Source organism: Bradyrhizobium sp. WSM4874 (genome assembly GCF_055811835.1).
On record NZ_JBVVPR010000012.1, the window covers coordinates 174,046 to 196,139 of the forward strand.

27 protein-coding genes and 1 tRNA gene are annotated in these 22,094 nt (G+C 63.3%); 10 read left to right on the forward strand and 18 right to left on the reverse strand.

What is annotated here, in order from left to right; translation table 11 throughout:
• Positions 1-68: 68 nt before the first annotated feature.
• A complete protein-coding gene (locus AC0L3P_RS15485; RefSeq protein ID WP_473302611.1) occupies positions 69-752 on the reverse strand; it encodes a GntR family transcriptional regulator in 684 nt (227 codons plus the stop codon).
• Positions 753-957: 205 nt separating this feature from the next.
• Between AC0L3P_RS15485 and AC0L3P_RS15490 the strand changes: the two genes are divergently transcribed.
• The 4 genes from AC0L3P_RS15490 (at position 958) to AC0L3P_RS15505 (ending at position 4,839) form a co-directional block, all read left to right on the forward strand.
• Positions 958-1,566, forward strand: coding sequence for a TRAP transporter small permease (locus AC0L3P_RS15490; RefSeq protein WP_473302678.1), 609 nt, complete (start codon positions 958-960; stop codon positions 1,564-1,566).
• Positions 1,566-2,831 carry a TRAP transporter large permease gene (locus tag AC0L3P_RS15495; protein ID WP_473302613.1) on the forward strand — a complete coding sequence of 422 codons (1,266 nt, stop codon included), beginning with the start codon at positions 1,566-1,568 and terminating at the stop codon, positions 2,829-2,831. Before AC0L3P_RS15490 ends, AC0L3P_RS15495 begins: the two co-directional genes overlap by 1 nt.
• 24 nt (positions 2,832-2,855) lie before the next feature.
• Complete coding sequence (locus AC0L3P_RS15500; protein WP_473302615.1) at positions 2,856-3,839, forward strand: TRAP transporter substrate-binding protein; 984 nt, start codon at positions 2,856-2,858, stop codon at positions 3,837-3,839.
• A gap of 73 nt (positions 3,840-3,912) precedes the next feature.
• Positions 3,913-4,839, forward strand: coding sequence for a dihydrodipicolinate synthase family protein (locus tag AC0L3P_RS15505; protein ID WP_211395907.1), 927 nt, complete (start codon positions 3,913-3,915; stop codon positions 4,837-4,839).
• A 113-nt stretch (positions 4,840-4,952) separates the two neighbouring features.
• Here the strand turns inward: AC0L3P_RS15505 and AC0L3P_RS15510 are convergent, their stop codons facing one another.
• The 4 genes from AC0L3P_RS15510 to AC0L3P_RS15525 are packed head-to-tail and all read right to left on the reverse strand — an operon-like array spanning position 4,953 to position 10,630.
• The gene (locus AC0L3P_RS15510; protein WP_473302617.1) at positions 4,953-5,864 is read right to left on the reverse strand and encodes a hydroxymethylglutaryl-CoA lyase; all 912 of its coding nucleotides are present in this window, start codon (positions 5,862-5,864) and stop codon (positions 4,953-4,955) included.
• A gap of 1 nt (position 5,865) precedes the next feature.
• Positions 5,866-7,869, reverse strand: a complete 2,004-nt coding sequence (locus tag AC0L3P_RS15515; protein WP_473302619.1) for an acetyl/propionyl/methylcrotonyl-CoA carboxylase subunit alpha — start codon at positions 7,867-7,869, stop codon at positions 5,866-5,868.
• A gap of 4 nt (positions 7,870-7,873) precedes the next feature.
• Positions 7,874-9,478, reverse strand: coding sequence for a carboxyl transferase domain-containing protein (locus AC0L3P_RS15520; RefSeq protein WP_473302621.1), 1,605 nt, complete (start codon positions 9,476-9,478; stop codon positions 7,874-7,876).
• A gap of 24 nt (positions 9,479-9,502) precedes the next feature.
• Positions 9,503-10,630: an isovaleryl-CoA dehydrogenase gene (locus AC0L3P_RS15525; protein ID WP_473302680.1), complete on the reverse strand. Its 1,128-nt coding sequence runs from the start codon at positions 10,628-10,630 to the stop codon at positions 9,503-9,505.
• A gap of 157 nt (positions 10,631-10,787) precedes the next feature.
• Here AC0L3P_RS15525 and AC0L3P_RS15530 point away from each other — a divergent pair, with 157 nt between their 5' ends.
• Complete coding sequence (locus tag AC0L3P_RS15530) at positions 10,788-11,816, forward strand: AraC family transcriptional regulator (protein WP_473302623.1); 1,029 nt, start codon at positions 10,788-10,790, stop codon at positions 11,814-11,816.
• Positions 11,817-11,889: 73 nt separating this feature from the next.
• Here the strand turns inward: AC0L3P_RS15530 and AC0L3P_RS15535 are convergent, their stop codons facing one another.
• From AC0L3P_RS15535 to AC0L3P_RS15545, 3 genes are all read right to left on the reverse strand, one after another.
• Entirely contained in the window at positions 11,890-12,189 is a 300-nt protein-coding gene (locus AC0L3P_RS15535) for a DUF3551 domain-containing protein (protein WP_354203549.1), read from the reverse strand.
• Positions 12,190-12,457: 268 nt separating this feature from the next.
• Positions 12,458-12,943: an Lrp/AsnC family transcriptional regulator gene (locus tag AC0L3P_RS15540; RefSeq protein WP_007591345.1), complete on the reverse strand. Its 486-nt coding sequence runs from the start codon at positions 12,941-12,943 to the stop codon at positions 12,458-12,460.
• Between the two features lie 262 nt (positions 12,944-13,205).
• Entirely contained in the window at positions 13,206-13,511 is a 306-nt protein-coding gene (locus tag AC0L3P_RS15545) for an ETC complex I subunit (protein ID WP_247499210.1), read from the reverse strand.
• Between the two features lie 259 nt (positions 13,512-13,770).
• On the opposite strand from AC0L3P_RS15545, the gene AC0L3P_RS15550 reads away from it, so the two are divergent.
• On the forward strand, positions 13,771-14,940 hold the full coding sequence (locus tag AC0L3P_RS15550) for an OpgC domain-containing protein (RefSeq protein WP_473302626.1): 1,170 nt from the start codon (positions 13,771-13,773) through the stop codon (positions 14,938-14,940).
• Positions 14,941-14,982: 42 nt separating this feature from the next.
• On the opposite strand, the gene AC0L3P_RS15555 is transcribed toward AC0L3P_RS15550, so the two are convergent.
• From AC0L3P_RS15555 to AC0L3P_RS15575, 5 genes are all read right to left on the reverse strand, one after another.
• Positions 14,983-15,177 (reverse strand): hypothetical protein, encoded by a 195-nt coding sequence (locus tag AC0L3P_RS15555; protein ID WP_354203554.1) that lies wholly within the window; start codon positions 15,175-15,177, stop codon positions 14,983-14,985.
• An 816-nt stretch (positions 15,178-15,993) separates the two neighbouring features.
• Positions 15,994-16,070 (reverse strand) — tRNA-Pro (locus AC0L3P_RS15560).
• Positions 16,071-16,183: 113 nt separating this feature from the next.
• A complete protein-coding gene (locus AC0L3P_RS15565; protein WP_473302629.1) occupies positions 16,184-16,669 on the reverse strand; it encodes a DUF192 domain-containing protein in 486 nt (161 codons plus the stop codon).
• 111 nt (positions 16,670-16,780) lie between these two features.
• The gene (locus AC0L3P_RS15570; protein ID WP_018457757.1) at positions 16,781-17,413 is read right to left on the reverse strand and encodes a cold-shock protein; all 633 of its coding nucleotides are present in this window, start codon (positions 17,411-17,413) and stop codon (positions 16,781-16,783) included.
• Positions 17,414-17,611: 198 nt separating this feature from the next.
• Positions 17,612-18,373, reverse strand: a complete 762-nt coding sequence (locus tag AC0L3P_RS15575) for an SIR2 family NAD-dependent protein deacylase (protein ID WP_473302633.1) — start codon at positions 18,371-18,373, stop codon at positions 17,612-17,614.
• A gap of 295 nt (positions 18,374-18,668) precedes the next feature.
• On the opposite strand from AC0L3P_RS15575, the gene AC0L3P_RS15580 reads away from it, so the two are divergent.
• Complete coding sequence (locus AC0L3P_RS15580) at positions 18,669-18,833, forward strand: hypothetical protein (RefSeq protein ID WP_007610153.1); 165 nt, start codon at positions 18,669-18,671, stop codon at positions 18,831-18,833.
• Between the two features lie 70 nt (positions 18,834-18,903).
• Here the strand turns inward: AC0L3P_RS15580 and AC0L3P_RS15585 are convergent, their stop codons facing one another.
• Positions 18,904-19,197: a hypothetical protein gene (locus AC0L3P_RS15585; RefSeq protein WP_473302637.1), complete on the reverse strand. Its 294-nt coding sequence runs from the start codon at positions 19,195-19,197 to the stop codon at positions 18,904-18,906.
• A gap of 278 nt (positions 19,198-19,475) precedes the next feature.
• Between AC0L3P_RS15585 and AC0L3P_RS15590 the strand changes: the two genes are divergently transcribed.
• Both AC0L3P_RS15590 and AC0L3P_RS15595 read left to right on the forward strand, forming a co-directional pair.
• A complete protein-coding gene (locus AC0L3P_RS15590) occupies positions 19,476-19,706 on the forward strand; it encodes a hypothetical protein (RefSeq protein ID WP_473302639.1) in 231 nt (76 codons plus the stop codon).
• 76 nt (positions 19,707-19,782) lie between these two features.
• Positions 19,783-19,908 carry a hypothetical protein gene (locus AC0L3P_RS15595; protein WP_473302642.1) on the forward strand — a complete coding sequence of 42 codons (126 nt, stop codon included), beginning with the start codon at positions 19,783-19,785 and terminating at the stop codon, positions 19,906-19,908.
• Here the strand turns inward: AC0L3P_RS15595 and AC0L3P_RS15600 are convergent.
• The 3 genes from AC0L3P_RS15600 to AC0L3P_RS15610 all read right to left on the reverse strand — a co-directional run bounded on the left by AC0L3P_RS15600 (position 19,905) and on the right by AC0L3P_RS15610 (position 21,014).
• Entirely contained in the window at positions 19,905-20,102 is a 198-nt protein-coding gene (locus AC0L3P_RS15600) for a hypothetical protein (protein WP_275174558.1), read from the reverse strand. The two genes, AC0L3P_RS15595 and AC0L3P_RS15600, sit on opposite strands and share 4 nt — an antisense overlap.
• 378 nt (positions 20,103-20,480) lie before the next feature.
• Positions 20,481-20,618 (reverse strand): hypothetical protein, encoded by a 138-nt coding sequence (locus AC0L3P_RS15605; RefSeq protein WP_354237395.1) that lies wholly within the window; start codon positions 20,616-20,618, stop codon positions 20,481-20,483.
• A 243-nt stretch (positions 20,619-20,861) separates the two neighbouring features.
• Entirely contained in the window at positions 20,862-21,014 is a 153-nt protein-coding gene (locus AC0L3P_RS15610; protein WP_275174559.1) for a hypothetical protein, read from the reverse strand.
• Positions 21,015-21,306: 292 nt separating this feature from the next.
• On the opposite strand from AC0L3P_RS15610, the gene AC0L3P_RS15615 reads away from it, so the two are divergent.
• Positions 21,307-21,534, forward strand: coding sequence for a hypothetical protein (locus AC0L3P_RS15615; protein WP_354054641.1), 228 nt, complete (start codon positions 21,307-21,309; stop codon positions 21,532-21,534).
• A gap of 236 nt (positions 21,535-21,770) precedes the next feature.
• Here AC0L3P_RS15615 and AC0L3P_RS15620 read toward each other — a convergent pair whose 3' ends face one another.
• The gene (locus AC0L3P_RS15620; protein ID WP_473302648.1) at positions 21,771-21,947 is read right to left on the reverse strand and encodes a DUF2934 domain-containing protein; all 177 of its coding nucleotides are present in this window, start codon (positions 21,945-21,947) and stop codon (positions 21,771-21,773) included.
• Positions 21,948-22,094 lie beyond the last annotated feature (147 nt).

Consider the following 22,094-nt stretch of genomic DNA (forward strand, 5'->3'; position numbering starts at 1 on the left):
GAAGGCGTAATCCACCTCTTCTCGTCAATGCGGTCAGAAAGAGGTGGGTTACGCTTCGCTAACCCACCCTACGATTTCTCGTTCCGCCGCGACCGCGGTGCTATCGCCACCACCTGCAACAGATCCTTGCGCACGGCTTCGATGTGCCGCTCCAAAAACCGGCAGGCCTCCTCGACCTTCTGCGCGCGGCAGAGCGCGATCAGATGGGCGTGCTCCTTCTCGGCGGTCCCCATCGCCTTGGTGTTGGAGAGCTGGAGACGCGTATAGCGGTCGCTGGTCTGGAGCAGTGACAGCACGATCGCCCGGGTGCGGGGCTGCGGGGCATGGACATACAACGCCATGTGGAAGTCGGCGTTGAGCTGCCCCCATTCGCTGACGTTGCGGGCCTTGATCGCCTTCTCGAAGCTCTTGTGGATGTCGTCGATCCCTGCAAAATCCTCCAGGGTGAATTGGGGGGCCGAGTGCGCCAGCAGCCGCGGCTCCAGGATCCGGCGCAGGTCGAAGACGTCGTTGATCTCGTCCAGTGACAACTCGGAGACGATAGCGCCCTTCTGCGGAACGATCCGCACCAGGCCCTCCGCTTCGAGCTGAAACAGCGCCTCGCGCACGGGGATACGGCTGACGCCATAGGCCTCGCCAAGCGCATCCTGGCGCAGTTGCGATCCGGCCGGATAGGTCCCGTCGAGGATTGCCTGCCGGAGCTGGTCGACGATCGCAGCCGACAGGGTGCGATGCTTCAGAGGCGCTTTCATCCGATCTTCCGTCCGTTCCCGACTCGGCCGGCCGGAACGGTCCCTGTCTTGCATGTTGAGCTCATCCCGTCCCCCGCGAAAAGGTCGTGCACGCCTTCGAGGCAGCCCGCAATTCCATTTGACAGCCAAAATGTATAAATTATACATTCGGCCATCGCACGACAAATCTTGCGGGCAATGGGGCCTCTTCATGATCGAGCAGACGATGCCGGCCACGCGCGCGTTCGGCGTTCGACGCATGATCGTCCGCGCTTCGAGCGCCCTGCTCGCCGTCGAGCGCATCGCATTGATGGGCCTGATGTACCTGCTCACCGGCCTGATCCTGGTCAACGTCGTCACCCGCTACTCGCATTTTCCGATCTACTGGATCGACGAATCCGCGGTCTATTGCGTGGTCTGGCTGACATTCATCGGAGCATCCGCGATGACGCGACTGCGGCTCGATTTCGCGGTGACGATGCTGACGGAACGTCTTTCGCCCCGCATCCGGAAGACCGCGAAGGTGATCTCGACCGGCCTCGTCGTCGTGTTCGGCCTCGCTCTGATCGTCACCTGCGTGCTCTGGATGGACCCGATTGGCCTTGCCCGCGCCGGTTTCGACGGGCGCAAGCTGGCGGCCCAGACCTTCAATTTCCTCTACACGGAGCATACCCAGACGCTGAACTGGCCGACCTGGGTGCTCTATCTGACGCTGCCGATCTTCGCGGTGTCGATGACCGTGCATGGCCTCGCCAATTTGCTGGAAGACCTCGAGCTGGTCCCGCGCACGCAACCGAAGGGCTTTGCGCTCTCCGAACTCGACGGGGTCAACTGATGATCACGTCGGCAGCCTTTCTCGCGATCATGCTGGTCGGCGTGCCGATCGGCCTCTGTCTGTGTCTCGCTGGCCTGGTCTACATCGCGGCGTCCGGCAATCCGGTGCTGTTCCAGTCCTATCCGCTCCAGCTATTCGGCGGCGTCGACAGCTATGGCCTGATCGCCATTCCGCTCTTCATCCTGATCGGCGAGATCATGAACGGCGGCGGCATCACGCGGCGCATCGTCGACATGGCGATGGCCTTCGTGGGCTCGCTCAAGGGCGGGCTCGCCTACGTCAACATCCTCGCCAACATGTTCATCTCCTCGATCCTGGGATCGGCGACCGCACAGGTCGCGATCATGTCCCAGATCATGGTGCCGGAGATGGAGAAGAAGGGCTACGACAAGACGTTTGCGGCGGGACTGACCGCTTATGGCGGCATGCTCGGCCCGATCATTCCGCCATCGGTGATGTTCGTGGTCTACAGCGTGCTCGCGCAGGTCTCGGTCAGCGACATGTTGATCGCCGGCATCGTGCCGGGTGTGATCCTCACCGTGATGTTCTGCGTCGTCATCGCCCTGATGGGCTACATCTACAACTATCCGCGCGCCGACTATCAGACGCCGCGGCAGCGCGTGGCGACGATCCTGCGGACCTCGCCCACCCTGCTGATCCCGATCGTCATCGTCGGCACCATCCTCGGCGGTCTCGCCAACGCGACGGAATCCGCCGCCGTCGGCGCCGTTGCCGCAGCCCTGGTCGGAAAGTTCTGGACCAGGGAGTTCGAATTCTCGCAGCTGCCGCAGATGATGCTGCGCAGCGCGATCTATGCGGCGATCGTGCTGTTCCTGGTGGCCGCCGCGGCGGTGTTCTCCTGGGTATTGATCTTCGGCAAGGTGCCGCAGGAAACCGCCGCCTGGATCCAGACGGCAGCCAAGGACCCGATCAGCTTCATGCTGATCTGCAACGTCATCCTGCTGGTGATCGGCACAGTGATCGACGGCATTCCCGGCCTGATCATGACGGTGCCGATCCTGCTGCCGGTCGCAATCGACGTCTATCACATCGATCCCAGGCATTTCGGCGTCGTGGTGGTGATCAACCTGGTTCTCGGCCTGTTGTCCCCGCCGGTCGGGCTCTGCTTCTTCGTCGCGGCCGCCGTCACCGGCGCCAAGCCCGGCAAGATGTTCATGGTGACCCTGCCCTTCTTCGTCATCTCCTGCGTCCTGCTGGTGCTGCTCTCGCTCTATCCGTCGCTCTCGCTGATCCTCATCAAATAGGCCCGTCAAAAAGGAAGCCCGACCATGCCGCTTTCACGCCGCCGCTTTCTCGCAGCCAGCGCCGCCGCATCGGTGTTCGCGCCGTCGCTGGCGCTCGCCCAGTCCAAGGAATTCCGCCTCGGCCTGATCACGCCGAACGGCCATTCCTGGAACAAGGCCGCACTCAAATTTGGCGAAGACCTCAAAGCCGCTACCAACGGCCGCCTGACCCTGACCGTGTTCCACTCCGGCCAACTCGGCAACGAGCCCGCGATGATGCAGCAATTGCAGTCCGGCGCGCTCGACATGGGCTTCATCCAGGCCGCCGAGCTCGGCTCGCGCGTGCCGCACATCGCTGCGATCAACGCGCCTTACATCGTCCGCTCGACCCCTGCGGTCGCGAAATTCGTGCGGCATCCGGCGGCGGTCAAGCTGTTCGAGGTGCTGCCGCAGGAGACCGGGACGATCGGGCTAGGCTGGGGCATCACCGGGATGCGGGCGGTATTCTCCTCCAGGGATCTGACTTCGCTCGCCGACATCAAGGGCATGAAGCTGCGGATCAATCCGACGCCGGTCTATCGCGATTTCTATTCTTCGCTGGGTGCAGCCCCGACGCCAATCCCGACTCCGCAGGTGTTCGATGCGATGGCCAACGGTCAGGTCGACGGCCTCGAAGCCGACCTCGAATTCTCCTGGAACCAGCGCTTCGACAAGGTATCGAAGGTGATCCTGCAGATGAACGCCGTCTTCATGCCGATGGCCGCAGTGGTGTCGGGCCGGGTCTGGCAGTCGCTCCCCGCCGCCGACCGCGAGCTGATCGCCAAGACCGTCAAGTCGACGCTGGATGCGCAGATCGACGAGTTGGCCTCCAACGAGCCCACCCTGATCGAGAATTTCCGCAACGCCCCGATCCCGATCCGCCAGGTGCCAGCCGGCGATACCGAAGCTGTCATTGCCGAGTTCGACAAGATCTGGCTGCCCAAGGCACCTGTCCTCGCCGAGTTGCGCAAGGTCGGCGCGACGCTTTAACCCCACAGTCATCCCCTTCCAAACACCCGGCGGATCCAGCCTCCCGCCGGCAAAATCCACTCGGAGTCAAACCATGAGCCGCCGCGTTTCCTGGGAAGGCGTCTTCCCGGCCGTCACCACGCAATTCCACGACGATCTCTCGCTCGACATCGACGCGACCGCGAAGGTGATGGACGGGCTGATCCGTGACGGCGTCTCCGGCCTGATCGTCTGCGGCTCGGTCGGCGAGAACACCTCGCTGGAGCGCAAGGAGAAGGTCGCGATCATGGAGACCGCGAAGTCCGTCGCGGCCGGCCGCGTGCCCGTGCTGTGCGGCATCGCCGAATTCACCACGGCCTTTGCGGTTGAAACCGCGAAGGAGGCCGCGCGCGTCGGCATCGACGGCGTGATGGTGATGCCAGCCCTGGTCTATTCGTCCAAGCCGCACGAGACCGCCGCGCATTTCCGCGCCGTCGCCACCGCGACGGACCTGCCGGTGATGCTCTACAACAACCCGCCGATCTACAAGAACGACGTCACTCCCGACATCCTGGCCACGCTCGCGGACGTCGAGACCGTCGTCTGCTTCAAGGATTCCTCCGGAGATACTCGGCGCTTCATCGACACACGGAACATGGTCGGCGATCGTTTCGTGCTGTTCGCCGGCCTCGACGACGTCATCGTCGAGAGCATCGCCATGGGCGCCGTGGGGTGGGTCTCCGGCATGTCCAACGCCTTCCCGCGCGAGGGCGAGACGCTGTTTCGCCTGGCCAAGGCGGGGCGCTTTGCCGAGGCGATGCCGCTCTACGAATGGTTCATGCCGCTCTTGCATCTCGATGCGCGCCCGGACCTCGTCCAGTGCATCAAGCTGTGCGAGCACATCATGGGCCGCGGCACCGCGCTGACGCGCCCGCCCCGCCTCGCGCTGCTGCCGCAGGAGAAGGCCGAGGTCGAGGCCATGATGGTGAAGGCGCTCAAGAGCCGGCCGCGCCTGCCCGATGTCGGGCTGAAGGCAGCCTGATCCTGCAAGAGCTCTCTCTGCTGTCATTGCGAGGAGCTCTTGCGACGAAGCAATCCAGACTTTTCCCGCGGAGGGACTCTGGATTGCTTCGCTGCGCTCGCAATGACGGAGAACTAGGAAGCGGCGCGCTTCTTCTTCGCGTTCAGCGCGGACGCCACGCGGCTCACCGGCGGCTTGCCCAGCACCGCGCTCATCTCGTTCGTCGCCGCCAGCAACCGGTCCATATCGGCGCCCGTCCTGACGCCCATGCCCTCGAGCATGTAGACGACGTCTTCGGTCGCGATATTGCCGGTCGCACCCGGCGCGTACGGACAACCGCCGAGGCCGCCGGCGGCGGCGTCGATGACCCGGACGCCCTCCTCCATGCCCGCATACAGATTGGCGAGTGCCTGGCCATAGGTGTCGTGGAAATGCATCGCGAGATTGGCGGGAGGGATGTTGGCGCTGACCGCGCGCAGCATCTCCTTGGCCTTTTCGGGCGTGCCTACCCCGATGGTGTCGCCGAGCGAGATTTCGTAGCAGCCGAGCTCCCACAGCGTGGTGGCGAGATCGGCCACCGCCTTCGGCTTGATCTCGCCGTCGAACGGACAGCCCAGCACGCAGGAGATATAGCCGCGGACCTTGACACCATCGGCCTTGGCGCGCGCCAGCACGGGCCTAAACCGCTCGATGGATTCGGCGACCGTGCAATTGATGTTGGCCCGCGAAAAGCCCTCGGAGGCCGCGGCGAACACGGAGACCACCTTCGCGCCCGCGGCGCGCGCGGCGTCATAGCCCTTCTCGTTCGGCACCAGCACGTGGAATTCGGCGCCAGTCAGGTGGCTGACGCCGCGCAGCACAGCGTCGGAGCTCGCCATCTGCGGGATCGCCTTGGGCGAGACGAAGGCGCCGACCTCGACTGTATTGAGGCCGGCGGCAACCAGCGCCTCGATGAAGGCGATGCGGGCCTCGACGCTGACCGCCGTCTTCTCGTTCTGCAAGCCGTCGCGCGGCCCCATTTCGATGATGCGGACCTGATCGCTCATCTCATTCTCCGGAAGGCTCGACCACGGCGAGCTCGACGCCCTCCTGGACGATGTCGCCGACCTTGCACTTGATGGACTTCAGCACGCCGGCATAGGGCGCCCGCAGCGTCTGCTCCATCTTCATCACTTCCAGGGTGAGGATCGGCGCGCCCTTCTCGAGGTTGGCACCCTCCTCCGCCAGCACGGCGACGACGGTGCCCGGCAACGGCGCCGCGATCTTGTCTGCGCCGGCCTGCTCCTCCATCTCGCCGCCGAACGGATCGACCCAGTGCAGATCGAAGCGGCCGTTGCGCGTGCGCAAATACAGCTCATGGCGATCGATCACGGCCGCGACCGACGATTTGACGCCGTCGAGGGTCAGGTCGAAGCCGCCGCCCTTCGCCGCGATCGTGAACGCCAACTCGCGTTCGCCGATCACCAGTGTGGACGGGCCGCTGCCGTAGTTCAGCACAACCTTCTGCTCCGGCCCGTGGCCAACGCGAAAGGCAAAGTTGCGCTGGCGGCGGCCGACCGGCATCCAGCCAAAGGTCTGCCAGGGCGAGCTCGCCTCGCCTTGCGCGGCCTGCCGCTCATCATTGACGATCGCAGCCACCGCGGCACACAGCTCGAGCTCGCCTGGCGTCGGCGGCGCCTGCGTCAGGACCGCCAGCTCTCGTTCGATGAAGCCGGTATGGATCGCGTTCGCCCTCACCTTCGGATGCGTCATCAGCGCCGACAGGAACGGGATGTTGGTGACGATGCCGCGAACGTCGGACTCTTCCAGCCCGCGGTTCAGCCGCTCGATCGCGACATCCCGCGTCGGCGCCCAGGCGATCATCTTTGCCAGCATCGCATCGTAGTACGGCGAGACCGTATCGCCCTCGCGATAGCCGGAGTCGATGCGCAATCCCCCGGTTCCCGCCGGCAGGCGCCAAGTCGAAATTTTTCCAACCGATGGCATGAAGTTCTTGGTCGGGTTCTCCGCGTAGACCCGAGCCTCGACAGCATGGCCGTTGAGCTTGATCTCATCTTGTTTGAGCGGCAGCGCCTCGCCAAAGGCAACGCGGAGCTGCCACTCGACCAGGTCGATCCCTGTGATCAGCTCGGTCACGGGATGCTCGACCTGAAGGCGGGTGTTCATCTCGATGAAGAACACGTCCTTGCCGTCGGAGACGAACTCGATGGTGCCGGCGCCGACATAGCTCACCGCACCGGCCGCTTTTCGCGCGGCTGCGCAGACTGTCTCGCGCTGGGCAGGATTGAGCGTCGGCGACGGCGCCTCCTCGATCACCTTCTGATGGCGGCGCTGCAGCGTGCATTCGCGCTCGAACAGCGACAGCAGATTGCCATGGCTATCGCCGATGATCTGCACCTCGATATGCCGGGGATTGTCGACGTATTTTTCTATCAGCATGCGGTCGTCGCCGAACGCCGCTTTTGCTTCCCGCTTGGCGCTAACGATCGCAGGCGCGAGCTCGTCCGCGGAGCGAACGATGCGCATGCCACGTCCGCCGCCGCCTGCGGACGCCTTCACCAGGATGGGAAAGCCGACCTTCTCGGCCGCCTTCGCCAACGTCGCATCGTCCTGGGCCTCGCCGTGATAGCCGGGCACCAGTGATACGCCGGCCTTCTCCATTAGCGCCTTGGAGCCGGACTTCGAGCCCATCGCCGTCATCATCGCGGCAGTCGGGCCGACGAAGACCAGACCCGCGTCGAAACATGCCTGCGCAAACTCGGCATTCTCCGACAGGAAGCCGTAGCCGGGATGGATCGCCTCCGCTCCGGTCTTGCGCGCGGCCTCGATCAGCCGTTCGGCATTGAGGTAGCTGTCGCGGGCGCGTGCGGGCCCGAGCAGCACGGCCTCGTCGGCGAGCGCGACATGCATCGCACCGCGGTCCGCCTCGGAATAGACCGCGACCGTGCGCAGGCCCATGGCGCGCGCGGTGCGGATCACGCGGCAGGCGATCTCGCCGCGGTTGGCGATCAGGAGAGTGCGAAAACGACGGTAGAGCTTTGAGCGGTCCATCGCATCACATCCTGAACAGGCCGAATTTCGTCGGTTCGATCGGCGCATTCGACGCCGCCGAGAGGCCGAGGCCGAGCACCAGCCTTGTATCGGCCGGGTCGATCACGCCGTCGTCCCACAGCCGCGCGGTCGCATAGTATGGATGCCCCTGGCTCTCATATTGCGCGCGGATCGGGCTGCGGAATGTCTCCTCGTCTTCTTTCGACCAGCTATCGCCCTTGGCTTCGATATTGTCGCGGCGGACCTGGCTCAGCACCATCGAGGCCTGCTCGCCGCCCATCACCGAGATGCGCGCGTTCGGCCACATCCACAGGAAGCGCGGCGAGTAGGCGCGGCCGCACATGCCGTAATTGCCGGCGCCGTAGGAGCCGCCGATCACGACGGTGAATTTCGGCACCGAGGCGGTCGCCACCGCCGTCACGAGCTTGGCACCATCCCGCGCGATGCCGCCGGCTTCGTATTTCTTACCGACCATGAAGCCCGTGATGTTCTGCAGGAACACCAGCGGAATGCCGCGCTGGCAGCATAGCTCGATGAAGTGCGCCCCCTTCAGCGAGCTCTCGCTGAACAGGATGCCGTTGTTGGCGATGATGCCGACTGGAAAACCCCAGATGTGGGCGAAGCCGCAGACCAGCGTCGTGCCGTAGAGCTTCTTGAATTCGTCGAACTCGGAACCATCAACGACGCGCGCAATGATGTCGCGCACGTCGAACGGCTTGCGCCCATCGACGGGCACCACGCCGTAGATCTCCTCCGCCGCAAACAAGGGATCGCGCGGCGGATGCATGTTGAGGTTCGGTCGCACGGATGGCTTCAGCGTGCCGACGATGCGGCGGGCGATGCCGATCGCGTGCGCGTCGTTCTGAGCATAATGATCGGTCACGCCCGACTGCCGCGAATGCACGTCGGCGCCGCCGAGTTCTTCCGCGGTCACCACTTCGCCCGTCGCCGCCTTCACCAGCGGCGGCCCGCCGAGAAAGATCGTGCCTTGATTGCGCACGATGATGCTCTCGTCCGACATCGCGGGGACATAGGCGCCGCCCGCAGTGCAGGACCCCATCACGATGGCAATCTGCGGAATGAGTTGCGAGGACATCTGCGCCTGGTTGTAGAAGATGCGGCCAAAGTGACGCTCGTCCGGAAAGATCTCGTCCTGCAGCGGCAGGAAGGCGCCGCCGGAATCCACCATGTAGACGCAGGGAAGATTGTTCTGCCGCGCCACGTCCTGCGCGCGCAAATGCTTCTTCACGGTCATGGGATAATAGGTGCCGCCCTTGATGGTGGCGTCGTTCGCGACGATCACGCATTCGCGGCCCGCGATGCGCCCGACACCGGTGACGACGCTCGCCGAATGCACGTCGCCGCCATAGAGGCCATAGGCGGCGAGCGGCGACAGCTCCATGAACGCTGTGCCGGGATCGACCAGCAGGTCGACGCGCTCGCGCGCCAGCATCTTGCCGCGCGACGTATGTCGGTTGCGCGAGACCTCGCCGCCGCCGCCGGCAACCTGGCTCAGCTTTTCGCGCAAATCCGCGACGAGGCTGCGCATGGCCTCGGAATTGCGTGCAAAGTCCGATGAAGACGTATCGATGCTGGAATGGAGCGGCATGTTGATTCCAATTGCGTGAAGGTTTTAAGCCGTCTCGGCCATCAATTCGCGCCCGATCAGCATGCGCCGGACCTCCGAGGTGCCGGCGCCGATCTCGTAGAGCTTTGCATCGCGCCACAGACGTCCGACCGGAAATTCGGATGTGTAGCCGACCCCGCCCAGCGCCTGGATCGCCTCGCCCGCCATCCACGTCGCCTTCTCGGCGGAATAGAGGATCGCAGCCGCCGCATCCTTGCGCAAGCTGCGCGCATGATCGGCGCGGTCGCAGGCACGCCCCACCGCGTAGACATAGGCGCGCGTGGCCTGCCAGGTCGCGTACATGTCGGCGAGCTTGCCTTGCATGAGCTGGAAGTCGCCGATCGGCTGCCCGAACTGCTTGCGCCCGTGCATGTAGGGCACCACCGCGTCCATGCAGGCCGCCATGATCCCGAGTGGGCCGCCGGAGAGGACCGTGCGCTCATAGTCGAGCCCGGACATCAGCACCTTGACGCCCTCGCCGACCTTGCCAAGCACGTTCTCCTCCGGCACCTCGCATTCGTCGAAGAACAGCGGATAGGTGTTGGAGCCACGCATGCCGAGCTTGTCGAGATGCTGGCCATGGGTGAAGCCCTTGGCCCCCTTCTCGACCAGGAAGGCGGTCATGCCGCGCGGGCCGGCTTCGGGATCGGTCTTGGCATAGACCACCAGCACGTCGGCATCACCGCCATTGGTGATCCACATCTTCGAGCCGTTGAGCACGTAGCGGTCGCCGCGCTTGTCGGCGCGCAGTTTCATCGAGACGACATCAGAGCCGGCGCCGGGCTCGGACATCGCGAGCGCGCCGACATATTCGCCGGAGATCAGCTTTGGCAGATAGCGCTCGCGCTGCGCATCATTGCCGTTGCGGCGGATCTGGTTGACGCAGAGATTGGAGTGGGCGCCGTAGGAGAGCCCGACCGCGGCCGAGCCGCGCGAAATCTCCTCCATCGCGACGATATGGGCGAGATAGCCCATGTTGGAGCCGCCATATTGCTCCGGCGCGGTCATGCCGAGCAGGCCGAGGTCGCCGAGGCGCTTCCACAGGTCCGCCGGGAACAGATTGGCTTTCTCGATATCGGCGGCACGCGGGGCGATCTCCGCCTCCACGAAGGCGCGCAGCGTGTCGCGCAGCATGCTGATGTCTTCACCCAGATCGAAATCGATGCTCGGGATATTCAAGGCGATTCCTCCGTATTTTGGGGACCGAACCTAGCGGCATCGGGGCCCTTCTGCGGTCGAAAAGGTTGCATTTTCCGCCAAACTTGGCGAGGATTTTCCCAGAGGATTTCCGATGCCTTTTCAAGTCGCAACTGCGATCCCGCGCCGTGCCGTGACCCCTGCCGCCTTCGTCCGCGGCGTCGTTGCCGCTTACGAACGCTACGGCCGCGATCCGACCGAGGCGCTGAGCCGGGGTCAGGTAACGCCAGACCTTGTCAATTCTCCGGATGGGCGGGTCACGGCCGGCCAGTTCGAGGCGCTGGCGGGCCACGCCATGCGCGAGCTCGATGACGAGGCGCTCGGCTGGTTCTCGCGGCGGCTGCCCTTCGGCACCTACGGCATGCTGTGCCGCGCCTCGATCACCGCCCCGACGCTGGAGGTCGCGCTCAAGCGCTGGTGTCGGCACCATCGTCTGCTTACCGAGGACGTGCTGCTCGATCTCGCGGTCGGCGAGGAGACCGCGGTCGTGTCCATCCGCGAACTGGCCGACCTCGGACCTCTACGCGAATTCTGCCTGGTCACCCTGCTCCGCTATGTCCTCGGCTTTTCCTGCTGGGCTGTGGATTCCAGGATCGCGCTCCGCACCGCGGAATTTCCGCACCCCGAGCCCGGCCATGTCTCGGTCTATCCGACCATCTTTTGCCGAAACATCCGCTTCGATGCGGACCGCGCTTCCATCACCTTCGACAAGCATTATCTGTCGTTGCCGCTCACCCGTAGCGCGGCGGACCTCGACAACATGCTCAAGGGCGCGCTGCGGCTGACCGTGCTCCCCTATCGGCGCGACCGGCTGCTGGTCGAGCGCGTTCGCCGCGTGCTCCGCAATGCGCGCGGACGCAGTCTCGGAGCCGAGGATGTCGCGAGCGAGCTGGCACTCTCCACCCGCACCATGCACCGGCGCCTGCGCGAGGAATCGACCTCGCTGCGCGATCTCAAGGAAGAAGCAAAATTCGAGCTCGCCAAGCAGGAGCTGATGCGCGGTCGTAGCCCGATCAAGCGGATCGCGGAGATCGCCGGCTTCCGCAACGAGAAAAGCTTTTCCCGCGCCTTCCGCACCTGGGCCGGCGCCTCACCTCGCGAGTTTCGCGGCAGGTATCGCTGACGCGCGGCCTGTCATGCTGTTGCGGCCTCCGAGATCCAACTCGGAGGCCGCAACATTTCGAAACCGGTCCCGATCAGTTCGAGTTGGTCTGCCCGCCCGGGCGGAGCTTGGTGCGCGACTGCGTCTGCTTCGGCTGGAAGGCCAGCGCGTCGGTCGAAGTCTTCGCGCCGCCGCTCTGCGAGCACGAGCCGCCGATGCCGCCGGCCGCCGCCCGGCAGGCCTCCATCGTCGGATAGCCGCAACCGTGCGCGGCCTGGGCGCCATTGGTGATGCAGTAGTCTTCCGCCTGGGCAGCCGGCGCGGTCATCATGAGAAACGCAGAGGCAAACAGCGTCGCAGCGGATGCGACGAACGTCTTCGAGGTCGAGATCATGTTGTCTTTCCTGCTTCAGGGTCCCACAAAGAGGCCTCGGCATGCGACGCAGGCTGAGGTTCACACTTCGCATGTAGGCCGGCGCCGGGAACCGGCAATCACGTCTCGGCGCATTGCAGGACTTCCCAAATCACATGTCACAGTTAGGTGAGTTACTAATCTTTTTATCCGTCTTATCCGAACCTGTTTCCCGATAACGGAATCATCCCGCGCCTTCGATTTCCGGATCTCGTTGTGCGAGCCACGTTTGGGATCCGTCGCCGCCGAACTATCCTGCCGCCGCGATCTCCTGCAACGGTAGCGGTACGTCCTTCGCCACGCCCAGCACCGGGAAGCTGCGGACGTTCTTCACGTTCGGCATCGCGGCGAAATGTAGGAGCTGCTGGCGCATGCTCTCGACGCTCGGCGCCACGCATTTGAGAAGATAGTCGGTGTCTCCCGAAATCCGCCAGCACTGCTGGATGCGCGGGATCGCGGCGATGGAGCTCTCGAACGCGGCCAGCACCGGCTGGGCCTGGCTGCCGAGCTGGATCGAGACGAACGACACCACCTCGTAGCCGAGCAGCCGCTCGTCTATGACGGCGCGCACCGCCCGGATCACGCCGCGGCTGAACAGCGATTTCAGCCGCCTCACGCAGTTGGGCCCGGACACCCCGACGCGGAGCGCTAGCTCGTTGTTGCGAACCCGCCCGTCCTGCTGCAACTCGGAGAGTATTTTCAGATCGACGCCGTCGAGCTGGTCACGCCCCGCCATAGCCCACCTCGTCATGCTCGTCTTATGCGCGGCAGCGAAGCACGGAGCGGAATGGCTGCCAAGGGCAGGACGATGGGAAGAACCCGCGTGGTTGCCTGAGCTTGTCCCGGCCAGCCGCGGGCTTTCACGCGGAGGCTAAAAACGTAGATGCCCGGGACCCGGCTCCGCCAAGGCTTCGTCGGGCATTCGGTGTTGGGCCGGCGAAGCTTCAGCGAAGACGGCAAGCCCAGGCATAACGAGAGTCTCGACGCGCGGCCCGCCCTCAATGCGTCCAGGGCTCGCCGCGGCGGAACGAGAAATTGTCGGAATAGGCGACAGGCCGGCGCACCGATTCCTTCGGCTCGATTACCTGGTAGGCGATACCCTTGCGCTCGCAATAGGCGACAGCTTCTTCCTTGCTGTGGAAGCGTAACGTGATCTGCTGCTTCATGTCGCCGGACGAGGTCCAGCCCATCAGCGGCTCGACCGCGCGCGGCTGCTCGGGCTCGTAGTCGAGCTGCCATTCCTTGGTCTTCGACCGGCCGGATTGCATCGCGTTCTTGGCGGGCTTGAAAATGCGTGCGGTCATGGATGGTCCGGGCCTCTTGTTCGTCTTTTCGTTCGATTTCGATGCGTCACGGTAGCAGTTGGTGGAAACCGCGGGCATAGTATAGAGACACCTTTTGGGAACTGATCGGTGATTCCGGCCCCCGGGATGCCTCGCCGATGGGTATAATCATTATGCTGCATCGTGACAATTGCGTACCCGCCTTCCGCGCCGGGATCTCGCCTGGCGGCCCTGCTTCGTTGACCTCTCCCTGTCCGTCCCCTCCGAAAGCTCCCGTCGCATGTCCTTCCTGAATATCAACGCCACGCTCCCCGAGAAGGGCCGTGACCTCAGGCTCGACCTGTTTCGCGGCATTGCGAACTGGGCGATCTTCCTCGACCATATCCCCGACAACGTGGTGAACTGGATCACCACCCGCAATTACGGCTTTTCCGACGCCGCCGATCTGTTCGTCTTCATCTCCGGCTACACCGCCTCCTTCGTCTATGCACGGATGATGCTTGAGCGCGGCTTCCTGGTCGGCGCCACAAGGCTGACCAAGCGGGTCTGGCAGCTCTACGTCGCCCACATCATCCTGTTCGTGATCTACATCGCCTCGATCAGCTATCTGGCGCTGCGCTTCGGCGATTCCGAGATGATCAACGAGTTCAACGTCGCCGGCCTGGTCGACAACGCCACCGAGACGCTGCGCCAGGGCCTGTTTCTGCGCTTCAAGCCGCTCAATCTCGACGTGCTGCCACTCTACATCGTGCTGATGGGGCTGTTTCCGCCGGTGCTCTGGTTCATGCTGCGCAAGCCGGACCTGACGATGGCACTGTCCATCGTGCTGTGGCTGACGGCGCGCCATTTCGGTTTGAACCTGAACGCCTATCCGGCCGGACAGTGGTACTTCAACCCGTATGCCTGGCAGGTGCTGTTCGTGTTCGGCGCCTGGTGCGCCCTGGGCGGCGCGCGGCGCTCGATGACGTTGATCAACGCGCCGGTCACGCTGTGGCTCTGTCTCGGTTACATGCTGTTCGCGCTGATCATGACCATGGCCGGCCGCTTCCCGACCCTCGGCGGCATGTTCCCGGAATGGCTGTTCTCGGCGTTCAACCCTAACGACAAGACCAACCTCGCGCCCTACCGCTTCATCCACTTCGTCGTGATCGTGATCCTGGTGATCCGCTTCGTGCCGAAGGACTGGCCGGGCCTGGAATGGAAAGGGTTCGACCCCATCATCGTGTGCGGCCAGCAGTCGCTCGCCGTGTTCTGCGTCGGCGTGTTCCTGTCCTTCGTCGGTCATTTCGAACTGTCGATGAGCTCGGGCTCGCTGCTCGCGCAGATCTTCGTCAGCGTCGCCGGCATCGCGATCATGACGACGGTGGCCTATTACATCTCCTGGTCGAAGAGGCAGGACAAGCCGCTGAAGCCGCCGCCGCCCAAGCCTGCGGCCGCAAAGGCCGCTTGAAGGGGCAGCAGCGATACCACGCCGGACGACAGCGGCGCCGCTTCAGGCCGCCGCTTCGCTGTCGTACTCGGTGAACTTCTTGTAGATCCAGTCGCGGCCATCGTGGCGGCGCCAGACCTTGCCGTAAACGAGCTGCCCGTTGATCGAGCGGCGCGGCACGAGCACCGTCCAGAGGTGCCAGATCTCGGTCCAGCTCGCCTGCGGACCGATGGTTCGGACGTCGCGATCGAAAGACATGATGCAGAACTCACAGGATACGAGCGCTGCGACGAACTGTGATGTCGTGTGAGCACGAGTTTCAGGCAGCCCATCGCGAGCCGGACCGATCTGATAACAGCCACTAAGGCGGCCGCAACAACCGCTCGCCCTTAACCTAACCGATCAACCTTACTTCCTGTGAGCGCGCGGCAAGACCGGTTGAAAGCGGTCGCCGATTTTCCTAGACTGTGTGCGATTTGAGAATGAGCGCGTCGTTTTTTGAGGGCGCGCGGTTATTTCCGGGCTGACGCGAATTTTTGAAAACTATTGATAGGCGGGGGCCACCACGATGAATTTGCAATGTGCATGTCTGCGCTTGGCGCTGCGATCGACGCCGCCTGCTCCGCTCGCGAAGACGCCGGAGCAAGAGCCGCGGAAGGCCGCCAACGACAATCAGCTGGCCTGGCCATTCCTGCCGTTTCCGTTCGGCTGGTACGCGACGAACTGATGGTTGGAAAAGCGCAACGCCGCGCAAGCGGAATATCATCGCTTGGCGGCGTCCGTTAGGCATTGGGCGCTGAAATCCCCCAACACCTATATGTCTAGGGCGACGCCTAAAGGTTCGACAAAGTTTTACGATTTCCGCGCCGCCCGACCCGCCCAATGCCTTGAAAAATCGCGCGGAAGTCGCGTTGCGCAGAGAATGAGGGCCGAGGGTTTAGGAAGGCTTTTGGCAGCTCCCGGCATCGGCACTGAACGCGCGCCATGCTCGGCTGCTTGCGCTCTCGCCTGGATCTTCTCGCGCCTCGCCGAATGGTTGCTGTTCTCTGGTGCGGTTCCGACCCAACTCCGGACTGGTCGGGGCAGCTGGATTCGAACCAACGACCTGCAGTACCCAAAACTGCCGCGCTACCAGGCTGCGCTATACCCCGAATGTCCGGCGAGCCCCGTCGATACACGCTTCCCAAAGCGCCAGCAAGCCTTCCAAAAGCACCAGCAAGCTTCCCAAGAGACCGCCAGGACGGGGCAATAATCCCCTTCCCGCCTACTTGCTGCCGAACAGCGGGTGGCCGACGCGGTCGCCGGCGCGGATTCCATATTTCTGCGCCGTTCCCGCCACCACCTCCAGAACAGCCCGCGCGGGCCCCCTGGATGAGATGATCTTTGTCGACATCGGCTCGGTATTTTCGGCGATGCGCAGGATGCGGCCGTCGGCGCGAATGAAGATCATGTCGAGCGAGACGTAGGTGTTCTTCATCCACATCGACACCTCCTGCTCGGGATTGAAGTCGAACAGCATGCCTTTTCCGTCCGCCAGTTCCTTGCGGTACATCAGGCCGGTCTGCTTCTCCTCCTCGGTCGTCGCGATCTCGACCGAGAACACCTGCACGCCGTTCCTGGTAACGATCTCGAGCGGCTGGAAGCTGGCGGCGCGGACGGGCGCGCTCGCAACGGCACAACTGGCGATGACGAGGATGGCGGCAAGCCAGCCCTTCGCAACGGCGAAGACGGCCTTTCGATCGAAATTCATGAATGGCACTCGAGGCGTGGGACTGGACCAGTCCTTACGCGGCAGCCTCCGGAAAAGCCAGAGGCGCGCCGGCCAGCCAGCGCACTCCTGCTCACGATCGCGGGAATTGGATCAGTGGGAGGAGACCGGCGATCCCGTCTCGGGATGGATCTCGGCCGCCATCATGCCCTTGGAGCCGGGCCCGAAGCGGACCAGGACATACTGGCCGGGCCGCAACTCGGTCATGCCGAAGCGGCGCAGCGTCTCCATGTGCACGAAGATGTCGGGCGTGCCCTCGCCGCAGGTGAGGAAGCCGAAACCGCGCAGCCGATTGAACCATTTGACCTGGGCCCGCTCCAGCCCGCTGGTCGCAGTCACCGTAACATGGGTACGCGGCGGCAGCATCTGCGCCGGATGGATCGCAGTGGATTCGTCCATCGAGACCACGCGGAACGCCTGGTAGCCCTTGGCGCGCTGGATGCACTCGACGACGATGCGGGCGCCCTCATAGGCGGTCTGGAAGCCGTCGCGCCTAAGCACGGTAACGTGCAGGAGCACGTCGGGCCAGCCATTGTCGGGAACGATGAAGCCGTAGCCCTTTGAGGCATCGAACCATTTGATGACGCCATGAACCTCGACGAGGTTGGCGCTGCTCTCACCGAGTCCGGTGAACGGACTGAGAGCGCTGTCGCGACCGCCACCGCCGTGTTCGCCCACGGCGGGAACTCCGACCTTCTTGGACTCAAATCCGTCCGACGACCCCATAACCCCGGACCCCACACATGCCATGCAACCCGCCTGAATGGCGGCGCCGAATCACGCGTCTTTAGAGAATCTTCTCAACTCGACGCGACGCGAATCTTTCGACTCAAAAGATAACACTCCCGGTTGCGACGCATAGACAAAAAAGAGATTCGGCGGAACCTATGAACAGCTTGCACAGCCGCGAATCAAATTGCTGCCTCAATTACCGACAAAGGGCCCGAGCGTCTCGCCGATGTCGTGGCGGATCACGAGGTCGGCGATGTCGTCCTGCTCGGTCGGCTCGCGATTGACGATCACCAGGCGTGCACCTGATTCCTTCGCCATCATCGGAAAGCCCGCGGCCGGCCATACCACCAGCGAGGAACCGATCGCGATGAAAAGGTCGCAGGCTTGCGACAGCGCGGTGGCGCGCTGCATTTCGTCTTCGGGCATCGTCTGGCCGAAGGAGATCGTGGCGGTCTTCACTGGCTCGTCGCACACGGTGCAGTTGGGCGCGGCGCCCTCCTCGTCGAAGCGGCGCTTCACCCAATCAAGCGGATAGGCCTGCCCGCATCCGATGCAGCGCGCATAAGTGGTGTTGCCGTGAAGTTCGATCACGTGGTCGCTGGCGACGCCCGAGGCCTGGTGCAGATTGTCGATGTTCTGGGTGATGATCGCGGGAACCTTGCCGGCGCGGTAGAGCGAGGCGAGCGCGCGATGGCCGCGGCCGGGCCTCGCCGCCGCAAAAACCTCCTCCATCGCGAAGCGCCGGCGCCAGGATTCGTCGCGCGCCTCCTGGCTGGCGACGAACTCGTCGAACGGGATCGGGCGGTTGCGTGTCCAAATTCCGCCCGGCGAGCGGAAGTCGGGGATACCGCATTCGGTCGAGATGCCGGCGCCGGTGAACGGCACGATCCGTTTGGCTTCGGCGATCATGTCGCCGAGACGCTCGACGCCGCTGCGAAGATCCGATGCAATCAACGCGGCCTCCCGTTTTGCTTTGCCGTTTTTGCCTAGTCGATTGGTTTTTCTGATTTGTTTTTGCGCTAGCTGCAACATGCGCAAGCGACAAGATTGTTGACGCTGTTATCCACCGCCGTGCAAGGACTGGTCGGCAATTTTTTCCGACCCTCGCTTATCACAATCCTGCAATGCCTCCTCCCCATTGACGCCCCAATCAGAAGCGCCAATGCATGTGTTGACGCGACTCAACGTGATTGCGGCGGCAGTGCTTGAGTTCAGTAGGACACATACTCACGTGCAGAGGGGATTTGACATGACCGAGGACGAACAACGCAAAATCCGCGAACGCGAAGAGATCGCCGCCCGTGTCGCCGCCTTCCGTGCCACCCAGGAAAAATTCAAACGCGAGCGTGACGAGTATTTCGTCTCGACGCTCGACAACGCTCGCAAGGTAGAGCGGCCCTCGCTCTGGCCGTGAGACACCAGCTCGCCGAACAACATGAAAAGAGCCCGGAGCGTTGCTCCGGGCTCTTTCGTTTGTTCAGCCGTTACCAGTGGCGGTAATAATGGTGGCGGTAGTACGGTCCATCGCCGTAATAGGCGTACGGACCAGGGCCGTAAGCGTAGGCGGGGCGGCCATAGTAGCCATATCCCGGGCCATAGCCGTAGCCATAAGGATGGGACGCGGCGACAGCGCCCGCGGTGATCGCGCCGGCGGCGAGGCCGAATGCGAGGCCCGGACCGATGCCGCGGCCGCGCGCCTCGGCGGGCGCAGGCGCCGCGATCGTGGTCACGCCGACGGCCGCAACGGTAGCCAGAACTGCCAGTGTCTTCCTGATCATAAATGTCCTCCTTCGTATCTCGCACAGACAACGCCCGCGCGTTGCGATGGTTGCGCGTAAGCCTGTGGAACCGAGCTCGGAATAATTGCGACCACGCATGGAACGGGCGCGCGTTCCACGAATTGCTTCTTCGAGTGCGGAAGCCTCCGCCATCCGGTAGAGGCAACAGCACGAAAGACCCCGTCAGCATCACCGATGCTGGCGGGGTTTTCAGTTTCACGCACAGCATTGGCAATGCACCACAATTGCTGCCAAAGGGGAGCGCCGAGGAGGATAAAGTGCCGATATCCAAATTGCTGGCCCGTATCCGCAGGCTCGTTCCCAGATCAGGCGATCAGCATTACGACGAGATCGTCCGCAATTTCGGTGTCGGCACGCTGCGCCCACCGCCGACGCCGATGAGCGACGGCGAACTGGCGCGGGCCATTGCCGAGTTCCTTAGGGAACAGCCGTCGAGCGAGTCCGTAGGCGCCCTCGGCCGGCGGCTCGACCCCACCACGCCGCTTTGAGGTGCCGTTCTTCTCGTCCGGGAACATGCGCTTCGCGCACACGTTGGCGTAGCCTTCAAGGAGAAAAGAGGCCCCCATGCCCGTTTGGCTCGAAGTCTTGCTCAACCTGTCCGGCTATGCCGGCTTCGTGGCGCTCGCCTCACACGGCACCGCGTGCCCGGGCAATTCCGCCGACCATCAGATCTCCAGCGACGACCGCTAATTCGCGTGCGGCGCCTGGCCCGCAGTCCGCATCAGCCTGTCGGCCTTGACCGCGACACGCGTGTCCTCGAGCTGCGGCCGCAGCGAGAAGCTGATCACCACGAATGCCAGACAAAAGAGCGTGCCGACGATGGCGACCCGCCGGTAGGTGTGGCGGTCGCCCTGATAAAAGCTCGGTTCTGAAAAAGGTGTCATGAATTCGTTCTTGGCAAAATTGCTGGTTGGTAAAGTCGCTTATCGCCAGACACACCTATCGCGCGTGGCAGCAAGCGCAACGCGATTGCGCTTTTAACCTAACCGAATAGGGTTATCGGCTTCGCGGCAATCTTCCATTAGGAGTTCGCTAAGCGTCTTCAGAACACGTGTCTTCAGAACACGCGTCTTCAGAACTCGGCGAGCGGCTTCAGGCTTACGCGAAAGCCAAGGCCTTGTGCTAATCCGCCGTCCGGCTTTGTTCCAGCTTCGCTTTCCTTTCGTTCTCGAAGAACGAATCGGAATCGCGGAAATCGGCGCGAAGCAAGCCTTAAGAATTCGTTTGCACGCAAACGAGCGCAGTCGCCAACGATCGCGCGCTCACATCGCGTCTTCGGATTTCGAGCGCGGTGGCACTTGCGGCACCGATGGCCTGCCCTTGCGCAAGCGCGGGTGCCGATCGTACCAAAACACTTTTGCGATCTCGGCGAACATCTCGAGAAACCAGCACGCATCCATGTCGCGTCTCCCTCGCCTGATCTCGTAGCGAGGACACGCGGACGGGACCGTGCGAAGCATCACGCTGGCTTGGTTAGGAAGCGCGTGTCCCGCATCGACACAGAAGGCACGGCTTGTTCTGCATCCGACTCCATTTCGTTCGCAAAGAACGAATCGGAGTCGAGAAGTCGGCGCAAAACAATTCCTAACGATCGGTGAAGGCAGGCGCGACTGCCCGTTATCATCGGCGCAGTGCGACGCTCATCACGCCGCTCGCTTCACAGTGTCCTTCCCCGACAGGTCCTTCTCCGAAAAGCATTCGAGGATCTGGATGCGGAGCTCTTCCGCGGCCGGACCCTCGAGCTTCCTGAGCTGATTCCAGAGCCTGATCACTTCCCGTTGTTTCTCGACAGTCATGGGCACCTCCAACAGAATGGTTGCCGCCAAATCAGACGTCTCACTAGAACAAAGTGGGAACAAAAAGTCCAGCCCCTTGCCCGCGAAATTCGCTGGGCACATCGCCTTGAGTCTTCCGCGCGCCGGCGCGGTTGCTTTTTGGGTTTTCAACCTTAAGTTCGAGCCACGGCCGGCGGCCAGGCGCTGAAATCCCATCGCCGCCAGCCAAGAAGGCCCCGTGCGAAAGCGCGGGGTTTTTCTTTTGGGGAACGCGCCATCGCCCTCCCCGTTAGTCATTCCGGAGCGAGGGACCGTGACCAGAAAATTCTACGCCGTCGAAGTGGTGCGTCAGATCGAGGAGACCGTGGAGATCATGGTCGAAGCGCCAGACCAGACCGCCGCACATGATGCAGCGCTTGCGCACCTGAAAGCGCGCGGCTCCGAATATCAGTGGCTCAATCCCAAATGCGATCTCGTCGTCTGGCGCGAGCGCCAGGTCGATACCCCGGCGATCATCGACGTGTCCGTGTCGCCGGACTAGCGACGGAACGAATTTACCCGGCTCGCGTTGTCAATTCGAATTCAGTGGTGCTGGCGGCACGTCGCGACGCGGCCGGCCAGCTTGAAGAACCCCGGTCCCTAAGCCCGGGGTTTTTCTTTGAGGCGACTCCATTCGAACGGTGGCCCGAACTGCAAAGCAGCCACCCGGGTGTTACGCCGGGTGGCTGCTTTGAGAACTGTCAACGCTCGCCTCTGTTCGCCTCTTAGACCAGCAAGTCAGACCGGCAAATTGTCGGTCATCCCGGGCGGCATTTCGCCTTGCTTGGTCCGCTCGGCGAGAAGCTCCTTTTCGGCTTCGTACCAGAAGGTGTCCATCGTGCCCGCGGGCTCGCCGGCCTCCTTCCAGAGGTGATAGGCCCGGTTTCGAATCTCTTCTTCGCTGAGACCAGTCATGTGATTTCTCCCTTTCGGAAGCAAAGCCTGACGACGCCCTAGAGTTCCCTAAGAGAGTTCCTTATTGGTTCGGCACAAGCAAGCAGTCATTGCAGTACGTCGCGGCAGCACTCCGCGATAAGGAGCCTCCACAACGAAACCGCGAAC